The sequence below is a fragment of the Mesorhizobium sp. ZC-5 genome (assembly GCF_025753855.1).
Taxonomy (GTDB): domain Bacteria; phylum Pseudomonadota; class Alphaproteobacteria; order Rhizobiales; family Rhizobiaceae; genus Neomesorhizobium.
In genome coordinates, this window is record NZ_JAOWPT010000001.1 from 408,515 (window position 1) to 425,802 (window position 17,288).

13 protein-coding genes are annotated in these 17,288 nt (G+C 63.3%); 9 read left to right on the forward strand and 4 right to left on the reverse strand.

Annotated features, from left to right (window positions below; translation table 11 throughout):
* Nucleotides 1-2: 2 nt before the first annotated feature.
* Both OHD58_RS01905 and OHD58_RS01910 read right to left on the reverse strand, forming a co-directional pair.
* Nucleotides 3-707 (reverse strand): TerC family protein, encoded by a 705-nt coding sequence (locus OHD58_RS01905; protein ID WP_263801348.1) that lies wholly within the window; start codon nt 705-707, stop codon nt 3-5.
* Nucleotides 708-847: 140 nt separating this feature from the next.
* Entirely contained in the window at nt 848-1,210 is a 363-nt protein-coding gene (locus tag OHD58_RS01910; protein WP_263801349.1) for a hypothetical protein, read from the reverse strand.
* A gap of 438 nt (nt 1,211-1,648) precedes the next feature.
* Here OHD58_RS01910 and OHD58_RS01915 point away from each other — a divergent pair, with 438 nt between their 5' ends.
* The 7 genes from OHD58_RS01915 (at nt 1,649) to OHD58_RS01945 (ending at nt 11,818) form a co-directional block, all read left to right on the forward strand.
* A complete protein-coding gene (locus OHD58_RS01915) occupies nt 1,649-2,263 on the forward strand; it encodes an ANTAR domain-containing response regulator (RefSeq protein ID WP_263801350.1) in 615 nt (204 codons plus the stop codon).
* The gene (locus OHD58_RS01920; RefSeq protein ID WP_263801351.1) at nt 2,253-3,491 is read left to right on the forward strand and encodes a CmpA/NrtA family ABC transporter substrate-binding protein; all 1,239 of its coding nucleotides are present in this window, start codon (nt 2,253-2,255) and stop codon (nt 3,489-3,491) included. Before OHD58_RS01915 ends, OHD58_RS01920 begins: the two co-directional genes overlap by 11 nt.
* 343 nt (nt 3,492-3,834) lie before the next feature.
* On the forward strand, nt 3,835-5,133 hold the full coding sequence (locus OHD58_RS01925) for an MFS transporter (RefSeq protein WP_263801352.1): 1,299 nt from the start codon (nt 3,835-3,837) through the stop codon (nt 5,131-5,133).
* 15 nt (nt 5,134-5,148) lie between these two features.
* Nucleotides 5,149-7,599, forward strand: coding sequence for a nitrite reductase large subunit NirB (gene nirB, locus OHD58_RS01930; protein ID WP_263801353.1), 2,451 nt, complete (start codon nt 5,149-5,151; stop codon nt 7,597-7,599).
* A 4-nt stretch (nt 7,600-7,603) separates the two neighbouring features.
* Nucleotides 7,604-7,933 (forward strand): nitrite reductase small subunit NirD, encoded by a 330-nt coding sequence (gene nirD / locus OHD58_RS01935; RefSeq protein ID WP_263801354.1) that lies wholly within the window; start codon nt 7,604-7,606, stop codon nt 7,931-7,933.
* 2 nt (nt 7,934-7,935) lie between these two features.
* Nucleotides 7,936-10,602 (forward strand): nitrate reductase, encoded by a 2,667-nt coding sequence (locus OHD58_RS01940; protein WP_263801355.1) that lies wholly within the window; start codon nt 7,936-7,938, stop codon nt 10,600-10,602.
* Entirely contained in the window at nt 10,574-11,818 is a 1,245-nt protein-coding gene (locus OHD58_RS01945) for an SAM-dependent methyltransferase (RefSeq protein ID WP_263801356.1), read from the forward strand. Before OHD58_RS01940 ends, OHD58_RS01945 begins: the two co-directional genes overlap by 29 nt.
* On the opposite strand, the gene rhaI is transcribed toward OHD58_RS01945, so the two are convergent.
* Together rhaI and OHD58_RS01955 are read right to left on the reverse strand one after the other, a co-directional pair.
* Entirely contained in the window at nt 11,755-13,047 is a 1,293-nt protein-coding gene (gene rhaI, locus OHD58_RS01950; RefSeq protein WP_263801357.1) for an L-rhamnose catabolism isomerase, read from the reverse strand. The two genes, OHD58_RS01945 and rhaI, sit on opposite strands and share 64 nt — an antisense overlap.
* A 29-nt stretch (nt 13,048-13,076) precedes the next feature.
* Nucleotides 13,077-15,179: a bifunctional rhamnulose-1-phosphate aldolase/short-chain dehydrogenase gene (locus OHD58_RS01955; protein WP_263801358.1), complete on the reverse strand. Its 2,103-nt coding sequence runs from the start codon at nt 15,177-15,179 to the stop codon at nt 13,077-13,079.
* 190 nt (nt 15,180-15,369) lie between these two features.
* On the opposite strand from OHD58_RS01955, the gene OHD58_RS01960 reads away from it, so the two are divergent.
* Both OHD58_RS01960 and rhaS read left to right on the forward strand, forming a co-directional pair.
* Complete coding sequence (locus OHD58_RS01960) at nt 15,370-16,182, forward strand: DeoR/GlpR family DNA-binding transcription regulator (protein ID WP_263801359.1); 813 nt, start codon at nt 15,370-15,372, stop codon at nt 16,180-16,182.
* Nucleotides 16,183-16,233: 51 nt separating this feature from the next.
* On the forward strand, nt 16,234-17,229 hold the full coding sequence (gene rhaS, locus OHD58_RS01965; RefSeq protein ID WP_263801360.1) for a rhamnose ABC transporter substrate-binding protein: 996 nt from the start codon (nt 16,234-16,236) through the stop codon (nt 17,227-17,229).
* Nucleotides 17,230-17,288: the final 59 nt, after the last annotated feature.

Genomic DNA, 17,288 nt, shown 5'->3' on the forward strand with positions numbered 1-17,288 from the left:
GGTCAGGCTTCCTGTTCTTGGGTTTTATGTCTGGCGGCGCGACGGCTGAGGAAATAGCCGAGCACCACTACGAAGACCGCGCCTATCGCAGCGGCGGGGAGTTCGATGCGATGGATGAACTCTTCGCCAAGGGTGCTGAGCAGCCACGGGTCAGAAACGAGCATCTCGCCTGCGACCCAGCCGAGCAGCGCGGCACCGGCCCAGACCAGGATCGGTAGACGACCTAGCAGCGCCATGATGATCGCCGAGCCGGCGACGATGAGCGGCACCGAGATGACGAGGCCGACAATCAGCAGCGTGGTGGAATCCTTCGCCACGGCGGCGATGGCCAGAACATTGTCGAGGCTCATCACCGCATCGGCGATCGCAACGGTGCGGATCGCGTGCCAGAGCTGCTCGGTCTGCTGTACCGCGCTGCCGCCTCCTTCCTCGTCCTCACCGAGCACCAGTTTGACGGAGATCCACAGGAGCAGACAGCCGCCAACGATCTTCAGGAAAGGCGTCGAGAGCAGCGTGGCGACGACGACTGTGAAGACGATGCGCAGAACGACCGCGACAAAGGCCCCGAGCACCATGCCGGGCCGCTGCTTGTCCGGCGGCAGGCCGCGGCAGGCCATGGCGATGACGACGGCATTGTCGCCGGAGAGGATGATGTTGATCCAGATGATCTGCACCAGCGCGAGAAGCTCGGGGCCGAAACTTTCCATTAAAACTTACTCCGAAGGCGTGCCGCATGAGCGGCATGCGCGATGTCCCGTCTAGCGTGCGGCTCAGATGGCCGCAGGGTCGTGGGGGTATCGCGGACTAGGCAGCTCGGCGCGCCTTAAGCGCGCTGACCGCCATCGCTTCAGAGGGTCGGAGGACCTGTGCAGGAATGCGCCGACGAGCGAGGAAAGGAGGGACGCCAGGCATCGGTCGCCTGGTACCCGGCATCCTGCGCGCAGTGAAGCGTCGCAAGGGTGAGGAAGATGGCTTCTTCCTGGTCGTCTTCTTCATCGAAGTCTTCGGCAACGCCGAGCGTGGCGCCGACGAGGGTTGCAGTGTCACTCCACGGATCGGCGGGCGCCGACACATATTCCTGGAATTCGTCACCGGGTAGTGGCGCGTCGAAGGTCGGCGCAAGAATCGCCAACAGCGCGAACAGCACCGAGAAGGCCTGCACAAGGATGCGATGGAGGCGGGACTGACGCAGAATCAACCTCTCCAGCACGTCAATTTCAGCACGTTTTTACATTCGGGGAGGGCTCCCGCCATGTCAAGCACTGAGCCGTGCCGGCGCATGAGGGTCTCCGGCCACAATGTTCAGGAAAGCACGTCGTCTCCCCCCGCCGTCGCAGGTTTTTCAGGAGAAGAACGAGATAATCGTCGCCAAAAGCCGATACGCCCGCGCGATTCAGATGATCCGTATCGTAAAATAGACGTCGTCCGGCAAGATATCGTTGCCGGTGCCGGGACACGACGGGCGTCTGATGCTGATCCCGTGCGACTTTGGTTCGAAAGCGTGCTGAGTGCCGCGAAACAGACGGACTGACAGCCCCGCGGGCCCTCCCAACATTCCAGGCTAAATTGTGAAAGCTGGCAAATCGGTCGCAGGTAGCCGAACTGCATACCGCATTGCACAATGAATGGTATCCGCGCACAGTAAGCCATGGTCGCCGCGTCCCTTTCCATCCTGGTCATTGACGAGAACCGCATTCGGGCCGCGGTGATCGAGGCCGGCCTCAGGGATGCGGGGCACGAACGCGTCATGCTGATTCATGACGTCACGGGGATCGCCGCACGCATCGCCGAACTCGAACCCGATGTCATCGTCATCGATCTGGAGAATCCGAACCGCGACATGCTGGAGAACATGTTCCAGCTGTCGAGAACGGTGAAACGGCCGATTGCCATGTTCGTCGACCGCTCGGACCGGGCATCCATCGAGGCGGCCGTGGAGGCGGGCGTGTCTGCCTACGTTGTCGATGGACTGAGGCAGGAGCGAGTGAAACCGATCCTCGACATGGCGGTCAGCCGCTTCAACGCGTTTTCACGCATGGCCCGCGAACTCGAAGAGGCGCGCGGCGAACTGCAGAGCCGCAAGCAGGTCGACAGGGCAAAGCGCATCCTGATGCAGTCGCGCGGCCTGTCCGAGGAGGCAGCATATGCGCTGCTCAGGAAGACCGCGATGAACCAGAACCGCAAGATCAGCGAAATAGCCGACAGCCTGATCACGGCCGCCGGCCTGCTCGGGCCGCAGGAAGGGACTGACGATGGCGCCTGAACACCACGTCAACGCGGCCTTTCTGCCGCTCTTCGACAGCGCGGTGCTGGTCGCAGCCAGGGAAATCGGGTTTGCGGAGCGCGAGGGCGTGGAGTTGACCCTTCATTGCGAAACGTCGTGGGCGAACATTCGCGATCGAATCGCGATTGGCCATTTCGACGTGGCGCATATGCTGGGGCCGATGCCGATTGCCGGCAATCTCGGCCTGACACCGCTCTCATCGGAGACGATCGTGCCGTTTGCGCTGGGGCTGGGCGGCAATTGCGTGACCGTCTCCAATGCCGTGTGGGCTGGAATGGCAGCGCATGGCGCGAAGCCGGATCTCGACCCAGCGGGAGCGGGCGCAGCACTCGGGCGCCTCATCCGCGAGCGGCAAGGGTCGGGGCTCGAGCCGCTCCGCTTCGCCGTCACCCACCCGCATTCGGGACACAAATACGAATTGAGCTACTGGCTGGCGGCCTGCGGTATTGATCCGCAGCGCGATATCGATATCGTCGTCGTGCCCCCACCCTTCATGGCGGATGCACTGGCCGCGGGCCGGATCGACGGCTATTGCGCCGGCGAACCTTGGAACAGCGCGTCGGTAGTGCGCGGCACCGGGCATATCGCCACTGTCAAGGCAGCGATCTGGAAGAACAGCCCGGAGAAGGTGTTGGGCGTGCGCAAGGCCTGGGCCGAGCAGAACGCCGATGCGCTGTCCGCCCTGCTGCGGGCGATGCATCTGTCGGCGCGCTGGTGCCAGGATGCGGGCAATCGCCCGGAACTCGCGAAGCTGATGGCGAGGCCCGAGTTCCTTGGCCTGCCGCCGGACATGCAGATGCCCATCCTGAGCGGAGAACTGAACGTCGGTGGTGGAGTGCTGCGTCGAGTAGAAGATTTCTTCCTCCCCTTCGACAAGGCAGCAAACTTCCCGTGGAAGAGCCACGCGCTGTGGTTCTACACGCAGATGGTCCGCTGGGGACAGGTCGCGCATTCGCCCGCAAACGCAGCCATCGCGCGCGACTGCTACCGGCCCGATCTCTACCGCGCTGCGCTGAAGCCGCTGGGCGTCGCCTTGCCGGGGGCGAATGCGAAGGTTGAGGGCGCGCTCGGAACGGCTACGCCCGTCGGTTCCGCTGGTGCCAGCCTGGTGCTTGGACCGGACGGTTTCTTCGACGGCGAGATGTTCGATCCGGACCGGATCGCCGACTATCTCGAGCGTCAATCCACCTCCTTGGCGGCTGACTGAATCACAGGCAATTTTGCCGCACTGCACAATTTCTGTGCGTCGGCACGCGGCGTATGACTATGATTTCACCTGAGCCGCGTGACGACGCGAACAGGGGCAATCAGACCATATCGTTGATTTCATTGATTTTTCTTCGGCTCTAAGCAAACTGGCACGGTTCCTGCTTGGTTGTTTACAGGTCGAGAGACCACGAAATGGCGTCCAACGATGGGCGCCCCCAAGGCAAAGCCGCCACTCAGGTTGACGCGATTCCCGATGAACGGGGCGCGTGATCTGGCTGGTGGCTTTTTTGTTTTGACGATCTACGAAGCGCGGCGCTCCCGGCCGCTCAACGGAGCCGACCATGACCACACCACTTCCAGTCAGCAGCCCTGACGACGCATCGTCCCGCGCGTTGGCGATGTCCACCATCGCCTTCACCGTATGTTTTGCCGTGTGGACGATCTTCTCGATCATCGGCGTCCGCATCAAGGAGGAACTCGGCCTCAGCGAGACGCAGTTCGGCCTGCTCGTCGGCACACCGATCCTGACCGGCTCGCTTGTCCGCATCCTGCTGGGCATCTGGACCGACCGGTTTGGTGGCAGGCTCGTCTACACCGCTACCATGCTGGCCGCAGCCGCCTCGACTTTCCTGCTGGCCTTCGCCCACACCTACACGCAGATGCTGGTGGCCGCGCTCGGCGTCGGCTTGGCTGGGGGTTCCTTCGCAGTCGGCGTCGCCTATGTCTCGCGTTTCTACCCCACGGAAAAACAAGGCACCGCGCTCGGCATCTTCGGCGTCGGCAATGTCGGGGCGGCGGTCACCAAATTCGCCGCGCCATTCGTGCTGCTGGCCTGGGGCTGGCAGAACGTCGCCGTGATCTGGGCATGCGTGCTTACCTTCATGGCTCTTATCTTCTGGTTCGGCACTGAGGACGATCCGGTGATCCGCGAACGCCGGGCCGGGCGCGGTGCTCCGAAGAATTTCTGGCAGGAGTTCGCGCCGCTGAAGAATCTCCAGGTCTGGCGCTTCGGCCTCTACTACTTCTTCGTCTTCGGCGGCTTCGTTGCGCTGGCGCTGTGGCTGCCCCGCTACCTGATCGGCGTCTACGGGTTCGACATCGCCACCGCCGGCATGATCGGCGCGGCCTATTCGATCCCGGCCTCGATCTTCCGGGCTTATGGCGGCGTACTGTCTGACCGCCTCGGCGCGCGCGCCGTGCTCTACTGGACCTTCGTCGTGTCGGCCGTATGTTGCGCCGTTCTGGCGCTGCCGGCGACCGATTATGCCGTGCGCGGCATCAACGGCCCGATCACTTTTCACTTCGAAATCGGCTGGCTGGCTTTTATCGCCATCGCCTTCGTGCTGGGCTTCTTCATGGCGATCGGCAAAGCCGCCGTCTACAAGCACATCCCCGTCTACTATCCCGACAGTGTCGGCGCCGTCGGCGGCCTCGTCGGCATGATCGGCGGCCTCGGCGGCTTCGTGCTGCCGATCGCGTTCGGCGCGCTGAACGACCTGACGGGTGTCTGGTCAAGCTGCTTCATGTTGCTCTTCCTGGTCGTGGCGGCCTGCCTCGCCTGGATGCATGCGGCAATTCTGCGGATGAACCGCGACGCAGCTACGGCGCGTACGCCGTCGCTCGTGGCGGCGGCCGAGTGAACTGAGGAACACGACATGACCAAAAGACTCGTCATCATCGGCAACGGCATGGCGCCGGGCAGGATGCTGGAGCACCTGCTGGAAGCCGCGCCCGACCACTACCAGGTCACCATTTTCAACGCCGAGCCGCGCGTCAATTACGACCGCATCATGCTGTCGCCGGTCCTGTCGGGGCAAAAGGCGTTCGAGGAGATCGTCATCCATGGCGACGGCTGGTACATCAAGCATGGCATCACGCTCTACAAGGGTCACAAGATCGTCGCGATAGACCGCGAGGCGAAAACAGTCACCTCGGATCACGGTGTGACTGAGCCCTATGACCAACTGGTGATCGCCACGGGGTCGGTGCCGTTCATCATCCCGGTGCCGGGCAAAGACCTGCCCGGCGTCCTTAGCTACCGCGACCTCGACGACGTCAACGCCATGCTACTGGCCGCGCAGTCGCGGGCAAAAGCGGTGGTTATCGGCGGCGGCCTGCTCGGGCTGGAGGCAGCGGCAGGCTTGAAGGAACGCGGCATGGACGTCACCGTGCTGCATGTCATGCCAACGCTGATGGAGCGGCAGCTCGACCCCGCGGCCGGTTACCTGCTTCAGAAGGCGGTCGAGGAGCGTGGCATCAAGGTGATGACCAAGGCCAACACCAAGGCGATCGTCGGCAACGGCAAGGTCGAAGGTGTCGAACTCGCCGACGGCACGGTTATTCCGGCGACTCTCGTGGTGATGGCGGTCGGGATCCGGCCAAACATGACGCTTGCCAAAGAGGCGGGCCTGGAAGTCAACCGCGGCATCGTCGTCGATGACGGCATGCTGACCTCCGATCCGGCGATCATGGCGCTCGGCGAATGTGCCGAAGTCGGCGGCAATGTCTACGGCCTGGTCGCGCCGCTCTACCAGATGGCACGGGTCGCCGCCGCGCATCTCTCGGGCGATCCGGCTCTGCGTTTCACCCATTCCGAGACGCCGACCAAGCTCAAGGTGACCGGCATCGACCTCTATTCGCTGGGTGATTTCGCCGATGGCGACGATCGCGACGAGATCGTGCTGCGTGACGCCTCGGCCGGCGTCTACAAGCGGATCGTGCTGAAGGAGAACCGCATCATCGGCACCGTGCTGTTCGGGGAAACGTCCGACGGCGCCTGGTTCGGAGACCTCCAGAAGAAGGGAACCGATGTTTCGCAGATGCGCGATACGCTGATATTCGGGCAGGTGCATCAGGGAGGAACCGGCGCGGACCCTCTGGCGGCCGTTGCGGCCTTGGCGGATGACGCCGAGATCTGTGGCTGCAACGGCGTCTGCAAGGGCAAGATTACCGACGCAATCACCGGCAAGGGGCTGACGACGCTCGACGGCGTACGCGCGCACACCAAGGCGTCGGCCTCCTGCGGCTCGTGCACCGGGCTGGTCGAGAAACTGATGACGCTGACGCTGGGCGATTCCTATAATCCGGCCGCCGTCCCGCCGATGTGCGGCTGTACCGATCTCGGCCACGACGATGTCCGGCGCCTGATCAAGGCAAAGGGGCTGAAGGCGATCCCGGCCGTCATGCAGGAGTTGAACTGGAAGACCTCCTGCGGCTGCGCGAAATGCCGGCCGGCGCTCAACTACTACCTGGTCTGCGATTGGCCCGACGAATATGCCGACGACTACCAGTCGCGCTTCATCAACGAGCGCGTGCACGCCAACATCCAGAAGGACGGGACCTACTCCGTCGTGCCGCGCATGTGGGGCGGCATGACCTCGTCCAAGGAGTTGCGTGCCATCGCCGACGTCGTCGACAAGTTCAATATCCCCGCCGTGAAGGTCACCGGCGGCCAGCGCATCGACATGCTGGGTATCCGCAAGGAGGACCTGCCCGCGGTCTGGGGCGACCTCGGCAAGGCCGGCTTCGTCTCCGGTCAGGCCTATGCCAAGGGCCTACGCACAGTGAAAACCTGCGTCGGCACCGACTGGTGCCGCTTCGGCACGCAGGATTCGACCGGTCTCGGCATCCGCATCGAGAAGTTCATGTGGGGATCGTGGACCCCCGCGAAGGTCAAGATGGCGGTGTCGGGCTGCCCGCGCAACTGCGCCGAAGCCACCTGCAAGGATGTCGGCGTCATCTGCGTGGACTCCGGCTACGAGATTCATTTCGCCGGCGCCGCCGGTCTCGACATCAAGGGCACGGAGGTTCTGGGCCTCGTGAAGTCGGAGGACGAGGCGCTCACGCATATCGTCGCGCTGACGCAGATGTATCGCGAGCAGGGCCGCTATCTCGAACGCATCTACAAATGGGCCAAGCGTATCGGACTGGATGAAATCCGTCGGCAGATCATGGACGATGCGGAGAGGCGGCAGGGTTACTTCGACCGCTTTGTCTTCAGCCAGAAGTTCGCGCAGGTCGACCCCTGGGAGGAGCGGGTTTCCGGCAAGGACAAGCATGAGTTCCGGCCGATGGCAACCGTCGGCTACGCGCAGGCAGCGGAGTAACCCCATGATCTGGACTTCGATCGGCACCATCAACGACATCCCCCGCCGCGGCGCACGCTGCGTTGCGACCCCACAGGGCAAGGTCGCCGTCTTCCGCACCGCGGACGATAAGATCTATGCGATCGACGACCACTGCCCGCACAAGGGCGGACCGCTGAGCCAGGGCATCGTGCACGACGCGGCCGTGACCTGCCCGCTGCACAACTGGGTGATCTCGCTTGAAACCGGCAAGGCGCTGGGGCCTGACGAAGGCTCGGTGCGCACCATCCCGGTGCGGCTCGACGGCGACAACCTTTTCATCGCGCTCGGCCGGCTCGAGAGCCAGGCAGCCTGATCATGGATGAAGCACGCACGGTGAGGACCGCCTGTCCCTATTGCGGGGTGGGATGCGGCGTGCTTGCGGAGGTCGCCGCGGACGGAGCGACAAGCGTTCGCGGCGACCCGGAGCATCCGGCCAATTTCGGCAAACTATGCTCGAAAGGGTCGGCGCTTGGCGAGACGATGGGCCTCGGCGGGCGTGTCCTGTCGCCGGAGATCTATGGCCGTAAAGCGGGATGGGACGCCGCGCTCGATCTCGTCGCGCGCCGCTTTTCCGAAACGATCGCGGCGCATGGACCGGATGCGGTCGCGTTCTACGTTTCCGGGCAATTGCTGACCGAGGATTATTACGTCGCCAACAAGCTGATGAAGGGTTTTGTCGGCTCCGGCAACATCGACACCAATTCCAGGCTGTGCATGGCTTCGTCGGTCGCCGGCCATCGGCGGGCCTTCGGCGAAGACATCGTGCCGGGCGTCTATGCGGATTTTGAGGAAGCCGATCTCGTCGTGCTGGTCGGTTCGAACACCGCGTGGTGCCATCCGATCCTGTTCCAGCGGCTGCTGGCCGCCCGGCGCGAACACGGCACCAAGATCGTGGTGATCGATCCCCGCCGCACCGCGACCGATTGCGACCTGCATCTGCCACTGAAACCGGGCACCGACGTGCTGCTTTTCAACGGGCTGCTGGCGCACCTCGCCCGCGCCGGCGCGCTGAACGCCGGCTACATCGCGGCGCATACGGCCGGATTCGATGCCGCATTGGCGCTCGCGCAAGCCGACGCGCCGGGCATCGGCCGGGTCGCCTCGGCCTGCGACGTCGACGCCGCTGATCTTCGCACTTTCTACGAGCTGTTCGCAGCGACGGACCGCACGGTCACTGTCTACAGCCAGGGCGTCAACCAGTCGGCGCATGGCACCGACAAGGTCAACGCCATCCTCAACTGCCATCTGGCGACAGGCCGCGTCGGCAAGCCAGGTATGGGGCCGTTCTCGGTCACCGGTCAGCCCAACGCCATGGGCGGGCGCGAGGTCGGCGGCCTGGCCAACCAGCTTGCCGCGCATATGGCATTCGACGATCCGGGCGCTACCGAGCGCGTCGGCCGCTTCTGGAACGCTCCCGCCATCGCCAGCAGGCCCGGCCTGAAGGCCGTCGACATGTTCGACGCGGTGGCAGCCGGAGAGATCAAGGCGATCTGGATCATGGGCACCAATCCGGCGGTCAGCATGCCGGACGCCGCACGGGTGCGCGCTGGTCTCAAGGCCTGCGACTTCGTCGTTGTCTCGGACGTCACCCGCACCGACACCACGCGCCATGCCGACGTGTTCCTGCCAGCGGCGGCGTGGGGCGAGAAGGACGGCACGGTGACGAATTCGGAACGGCGCATCTCGCGCCAGCGCGGCTTCGCGCCGCTTCCCGGAGAGGCGCGGCCGGACTGGTGGATCGTCACGGAGGTGGCGCGCCGCATGGGATTTGCCGATGCCTTCGCCTATGACCGGCCAGCCGCGATCTTCCGCGAGCACGCGGCGCTGTCGGCTTTGGAAAACGATGGCGCGCGGTTGTTTGATCTCGGCGGGCTGAAGGACATCTCCGACGATGAGTATGAAGCGCTTGCTCCAGTCACATGGCCCGCCCGCGCCGGGGCGTGTGAAGGCGCTGGCCGGCTGCTGGGCGACGGCCTCTTCCCGACAGCCGACGGTCGGGCGCGGTTCGTGCCGGTGCGCCAGGAGGGCCCTGCCCTGCCCGCAACGGCTGCGCATCCGCTCGTCCTCAACACCGGCCGCCTGCGCGACCAGTGGCACACGATGACCCGCACCGGCCAAGTCGCCCGACTGATGGCGCATGCGCCGGAGCCGGTGGTGGACATACATCCGGCCGATGCGACGACGATGGGCATTGGCGAAGCGGATATCGCACGGCTCGACAGTCCCTTCGGCACGGCGCGCGCCCGCGTTCGCGTCAATTCCGGGCAACGCCGGGGCGAGGCGTTCCTGGCGATGCACTGGAGCGGTCATTTCGCGGCCGGCGCGGCAGCCGGGTCGCTGTCCAATCCGGCGACGGATCCGTTTTCTGGCCAACCCGAACTCAAGCACACGCCGCTACGCATCAGTCGTGAGGCGATGCGCTGGGCGGGTTTCCTGATCACCCGCCGCGATCTTCGCCCGACCGGTTTCATCCACTGGAGCCGGCGCGCGGTCGATGGCGGCTGGCTCTATGACCTGACCGGCCCCGAGCCGGTGGACCAGGGCATCCTGCTCGGTCAGCGGCTGCTCGATGGGGTTTCGCGCGGCGGGTTCACCGACTACCGCGACAAACGCGGTGCGCTCTACCGGGCGGCTGCGATCAATTTGTCGGGGGCGATCACCGACGCGCTGTTTGTTGGAACATCTGATGCAGCCGCGGAGCGCGACTGGCTGCTCTCGCTTCTTGCATCAGGACGGCCGCTAGAGCCGTCCGAGCGCCGGGCGCTGCTGTCAGGCCGGCCGCCGGTACCGATGGCGAGCGTCGGGCGCATCATCTGCTCCTGCTTCAATGTCGGCCTCAACCAGATCGTCGATGCGGCGACCGCCGGCTGCGCCAGTGTCGATGAGATAGGCCGGGCAGTGAAAGCCGGAACCAATTGCGGCTCTTGCCGCGCGGAAATCAGGGGAATTCTCGATGCAGGACGCCTCCAGGCTGCCGAGTGATCGCAGGACAGCGCGGATCGGCAAACTCGCCGTCCTGCCGGTGTTTCTGTCGCTGAAGGGCAAGCGCGCAGTCGTGGCCGGTGGGTCTGCCGCAGCGGCGTGGAAGGCGGAACTGCTTGCTGCGGCCGGAGCGCGGGTCGATCTCTACGCGCCCTTGGACGAGCTCTGCGACCTGTTTCAGGACTTGATCGGCCACGCAGACCCTCAGATCGCCCATCACGATCGCCACTGGACCGCCGATATCCTCAACGGCGCAGCCATTGCGATCTGCGACGCGGCGAGTGACGGCGAGGCCCAAGCCTTCTTCGGTGCGGCGCGGGTAGCCGGCGTGCCGGTCAATGTCATCGACCGGCCGGAATTCTGCCAGTTCCAGTTCGGCACCATCGTCAATCGTTCGCCTGTGGTGGTGGGCGTGTCGACCGCCGGCGCATCGCCCATTCTCGGTCAGGCGATCCGCCGCCGGATAGAGACGCTGCTGCCGGCAAGCCTTGGGGCATGGGCTTCGCTAGCTGAGACAATCCGTGGCGCGGTCATGGCTCGGCTTGACGCGGGCGCGCAACGGCGCAACTTCTGGGAGCGCTTCTCCGATCGCGCCTTCGGTGCCGCGCCGACGGTGAATGACGAGCACGAGTTGACGCGCAATATCGATCGTATCTCTGTCGATCGAGGCTCCACCATCGGCCGCGTCACGCTCGTCGGTGCAGGACCTGGCGATGCCGAACTGCTCACGCTCAAGGCAGTGCGCGCGCTTCAGGCGGCGGATATCATCCTGTTCGACGATCTTGTCTCTGACGAGGTGCTGGAACTTGCCCGTCGAGAAGCGGCGCGCATAATGGTGGGAAACCCCAGTGGGCACAAAAACCGTCGCCACGAAGACATCACCGATCTGATGGTGAAGCTCGCCAAGGCCGGCAAGCGCGTCATTCGGCTGGAATCGGGCGAGCCGATGAGCGCCTACCGGGCTAACGGGGAAATTGAACGCCTCAAGGCCGAAGGCATCCCGGTCGACGTGGTGCCGGGCATTACTTTTCGGAATATGTCCAATGCTCGCCTCATCGCTTCCGGTAGGGCGCGACAGCCGTTCGCGAATGCGGGAGCGTCTCAAATCGCAGACGCTTCGGATGGAACCAATCGACCGCTATGCGGCATTCATCAAACGATGCCGCCGCCCCCCGAAGCCACCGCCGGTCGTTCGCCCGCGACCTTCTTGCGGTAGCCGCTGGCGCGGTAAGCCGCGATCGGGTCGATGGCACCTCCTGCCTGCAGTCGCGCCATGGCGAGAATGGGTTCGATATCGGTACGAAACGCGACTTTGAGCGTTTGTGTCGCCAAAAGCGCATCGTTGTCGTCCTGGTAACCGGCCAATGCCTCGCGGTCGACCAGCAATGCCGCGCCATAGGCGCGCAGCACCTCCACCGCCGACAGCATCAAGCTCTCGATTGGATCGGTGACATTGTGGCTTTGGTCGAGCATATGCGCCGGATTGAAACCCTCCACCTTGTTGAGTTCCGCGTCGACAAGCTCGTTGAAGACGAGGAACAGCCGGTAGGGATCAATCGAGCCGGCATCGAGGTCGTCGTCGCCATATTTGGAATCGTTGAAGTGGAAGCCGCCGAGTTTTTTGAACTGGATCAGGCGCGACACGATCATCTCGATGTTGACGTTCGGCGCATGGTGACCGAGGTCGACGAGGCAAAAAGCCTTCGGGCCGAGTTCCTGCGCGATGATGTAGTTGGTGCCCCAGTCCTGCACGACGGTCGAATAGAAGGCCGGCTCGTACATCTTGTGCTCGGTAAACAGCCGCCAGTCGGCGGGCAATTGGGAATAAATCTCGCGCATTGAATCAAGATAACGCTCGAAGGCCTTGGCGAAATTGACCTGGCCCGGAAAATTCGAGCCGTCGCCGATCCACACCGTCAGCGCCCTGGAACCGAGCGTCCTGCCTATTTCGATGCATTCGAGGTTGTGCTCGACCGCCTGCTTGCGCGTGTCGACGTCGGCATGGCTGAGCGAACCATATCTGTAGGAGAGCGCCTGATCCTTGGCGTCGGCGAAAGTGTTCGAATTCATCGCGTCGAAGCCGAGCCCGAAACGCGACGCAGCCTGCTTCAGCCGCTTGGGATCAGCCTTGTCCCAGGGGATGTGCAGCGAGACGGTAGGCGTCGCGCGTGTCAACTGCTGGATGACGGCGCAATCCTCGATCTTGTCGAAAATGTCGCGCGGCTCGCCGTCGCCAGGAAAGCGCGCGAAACGCGTGCCCCCGGTGCCCATACCCCAGGACGGGATCGCGACGTGGAAGGCGGCCATCTTGTCGCGGATGTCGTCGATCGAGATGCCGCGCCGGTCGAGCCGTTCGCCGAGCGTCTCGTAGTCGCGCCTCAGGTCAGCCTGCCGCTCCGCATTGTGCTTCTCCACCAGATCGGCGGAAATGATTGTCTCGCTCATGGTTCCTCCCCGGGCGACCGGTCGTGTGCTCACCGCGTAAAGCTTTGCGCATTCCCGGCATCGACGTTCAGTATGTTACCCGTCGATTTGGCAGAAAACTCCGAAGCGAAGAAATAGACAGCCTCGGCGATGTCTTCCGGAAATACCGAGCGCTTCAGCATAGAACGCGAGCGGTAGTGTTCCTCCAGGTCGTCGGTCGACATCTTGTAGGCGGCGGCGCGCTGTTCCTTCCACTCGCCGGTCCAGATCTTCGATCCACGCAGCACCGCATCCGGGTTTACGACATTGACCCTGATCTGCTCCTCCGCCCCTTCGAGCGCTAGGCAGCGGGCAAGATGAATCTCGGCTGCCTTGGCCGTGCAATAGGCGGCCGCGTTGGGCGAAGCGGCAAGGCCGTTCTTGGAGGCAACGAAGACGACATTGCCGCCGATGTCCTGCGCACGGAATAACCGGAATGCCTCGCGGCTGACCAAAAAGTAGCCTGTCGCGAGGATGTCCATGTTCTTGTTCCAAAGCGCCAGCGTGGTGTCCTCAATGGGAGCTGAGGAGGCGAGGCCGGCGTTGGACACCAGAATATCGATGCCACCGAACTCGACCGCAATATCGGCAAAGCCGCCGATCACCGCGTCCTCTTTGGTCACGTCGACTTTCGCCGAGCGCACGAAGTCGGCTCCGAAGCGTTTACCTAGTTCGTCACTTGCGGCCGCCAGCGCCTGATCGTCGATGTCGGCAAGGACCACGCATGCCCCTTCGCCGAGCAGTTTCGTCGCGGTAGCGCGGCCGATGCCGCCGGCGCCGCCGGTAACCAGCGCGATCCTGCCAGCCAGCGACTTAGGCTTCGGCAGCCGCTGCAGCTTCAAATCCTCAAGCAGCCAGTATTCGATGTCGAAAGCTTCCTGCTCCGGCAGACCGACATAGGAGGAAGCAGTCGAAGCGCCGCGCATCACGTTGATGGCATTCACGTAGAACTCGCCCGAGACCCGCGCCGTCGCCTTGTCGCCGGCGAAGGTGAACATGCCGACCCCCGGCATCAGATAAACCACCGCGTTCGGATCGCGCACCGGCGGCGAACCCGCATGTTTGCAGCGGTCGTAATAGGCCTGGTAGTCCGCGCGATAAGCGGTGATGTCTTCCGGCAGTCTTGCGATCACCGCATCGACATCAGGCTTTGCCGGGTCGAACTCGATCAACAGCGGCCGGATTTTCGTGCGCAGGAAATGGTCGGGACAGGAGGTACCCAGCGGAGCGAGCGACCGCAACTCCGTGGAATTCACGAATTCCAGCACGGCCGCGGAGTCGTCGAAATGGCCGATCTTGCGACTGGTCTTGGAGATCAGGCCACGGATTTTCGGCATCAGCCGCGCTGCGATGGCGCGCCGTTCCGCAGGCTCCAGCGCCTTCACCGCTTCTCCGCCGAAGATCGCCTTGCCGGCGCTCTCCTTCTCGAACCATTCCATCGCCTGGTTGATGACCAAGATGGTGGTCTCATAGCATTCCTTCTGCGTGTCGCCCCAGGTGAAGAGGCCGTGGCTTTCCAGGATCGCACCCTTGGCTTCGGGGTTGTCCTTGCAGAACTTTTCCAGCCAGAGCCCGAGCTCGAAGCCCGGCCGCTTCCACGGCAGCCAGCCGATCGCATCGCCGAAAATCTCCCTGGTTAATTCCTTCGAGTTCTCCGCTGCCGCAATCGCAATGATCGCGTCGGGATGCATGTGGTCGACATGGGCGCGCGGCACATAAGCATGCAGCGGTGTATCGATCGACGCCGCGCGCGGGTTCAAGTTGAACGTGCAGTGGGGGAGGTAGCCCACCATCTCGTCCTCGTGTTCGACGCCGCGATAGAGGCCTTTCAGCGCCTTCAACTTGTCCATGTAAAGCGTCGCGAAACCGTCGAGCTTGATCAAGGCGCTGTCGCCGCCGGAACCCTTCACCCACAGCACCTCGACCTCTTCGCCGGTCAGCGGGTCTTTCTGCCGGACCTTCGAGGACGTGTTGCCGCCGCCGTAGTTGGTAACGCGCTTGTCGGAGCCGAGCGTATTGGAGCGGTAGACCAGGCGTTCTGGTTCGCTGAGACCGGCGGCTTTTTCGTCGTTCCAAAGATTGGCGAGGCGCGCGGGGCTGCGCTTGTCGAGCATCGGTGAAACCTCCCTTAGAACCGCGCCAATGGCGATCGCATCGTTTTCGGCAAGATCACACCCCGATAGGCGCATGTCAATCACAAACGATCAAAACCAATCGTATCGCGCTGCAAAATGAGAAATTTTGATCGGAAATGATTGACACTTGTTGCGCAGGATGCCTAGATGGCAATGCACGGGAGGAACCATGCACGAAAAAGAGCGCCATCGCCTGATCCTGTCCGCCGTCCAGGAAAAGCCTGTGGTAACGGTGCAGGAGATGGTCGACCTGACGGAATCCTCCGAGGCGACGATCCGGCGCGATATTGCCGCCCTGCATGTGCAGAAGCGCCTTCGCCGGGTGCGCGGAGGCGCCGAGGCGATCTCGCCGCCTCAGTTTGTAGGCCTTGCCGGTAGGCCATTTTCGGTCAATGAAACCCTTCACGCTTCGCAGAAGCGAGCTATCGCCCGCGAGGCGGTCGATCTGTGCAAGGATGGCGAGCCGATCATCATCAATGGCGGCACCACCACCTTCCAGATGGTGCATTTCCTGACCGGCCGCCGCATGCCGATCTTCACCAATTCGTTCCCGATCGCGGAACACCTGCTGAAGCACTCCAAGAACACCGTGATGCTGTCGGGGGGCACGATCTACCGCGAGCAGAACATCATCCTGTCGCCCTTCGAGAACGACGTGACGCGCAATTTCTACGCGCGGCGCATGTTCATGGGTGCTCAGGGACTCGGGCCTCTCGGCCTGATGGAGGCCGACCCGCTGCTCATCCAGGCCGAGCAGAAGCTGATTGACCAGGCCGACGAACTTGTCGTGCTCATCGATTCCTCGAAGTTCCGCCTGCGCTCCAGTCTCATCCTGTGCGGACTGTCGCGGATCGCGACAGTCATCACCGACGAAGGGATCGAGGATCGCGAGGCGAAGATGCTGGAGACGGCAGGAATTTCGCTGATCGTCGCGCGCAAGTCCGCCGCGGTCGCAAAGGAGGAATCTTCGCTGCAGGCATAGCCTGTGGTGCTGATGGGAATAGGAATACAACCGCTCAAAGGGAGGAAATCGATGAGCTTGTTCAAGAAATTGATGATGACGGCCGCACTTTCCGTCGCGATGTTGGCGACGGCGGCCAATGCTGAACCAATCAAAATTGGCCTGGTGGTGAAGTCGCTCGGCAACGGCTTCTTCGACGCCGCCAACAAGGGCGCGCAGGAAGCCGCCAAGGAGATCGGCGACGTCGAAGTGATCTACACCGGCCCGACCTCAGCCACCGCCGAAGGCCAGATCGAGATCATCAACTCGCTGGTCGCCCAGCAGGTCAATGCGATCGCCATTTCCGCCAACGATCCGGACGCGCTGGTTCCGGCGCTGAAGAAAGCGATGGATCGCGGCATCACCGTGATTTCGTGGGACTCCGGCGTTGCACAGGAAGGTCGTCAGGTCCACCTCAACCCCTCCGACACCAACCTGATCGGCGAGACGATCATCAAGCTCGCGGCTGACCACCTGCCAGAAGGCGGCGATGTCGCGATCCTGTCGGCGTCTTCCACCGCCACCAACCAGAATGCCTGGATCGAGGCGGCCAAGAAGGTGTTGCCGGAGAAGTTCCCGAAGATCAATCTCGTCGCCACAGTTTACGGCGACGACGACTCGGTGAAGTCGACCAACGAGGCCAAGGGCCTGATCTCGTCCCATCCGAACCTGAAGGCGATCATCGCACCCACCACGGTCGGCGTCGTCGCCGCGGCGCAGGTGGTGACCGACCAAAACCTGATCGGCAAGATCAACGTCACCGGTCTTGCGCTGCCGTCGGAATTCAAGAAATTCATCGACAACGGCTCCAGCCAGGCCGTCGCGCTCTGGAATCCAATCGACCTCGGCTATTCCGCCGTGCAGATATCGCATCAGTTGGCGACCAAGAAGGTAGAGGCAAAACCGGGCACCACCATCTCGATTGGCCGCGTCGGATCAATCACGCTCGACGACACCAATTCGGCTGCAATGGCTGCGCCCTTCCAGTTCGACAAGAGCAACATCGAGGAATTCTCGAAGATCTACTGATCTCGGGCTATTCTCAACGGTGCGGCGGGCTCGTTCCGCCGCACTTTTCGACCCATCGG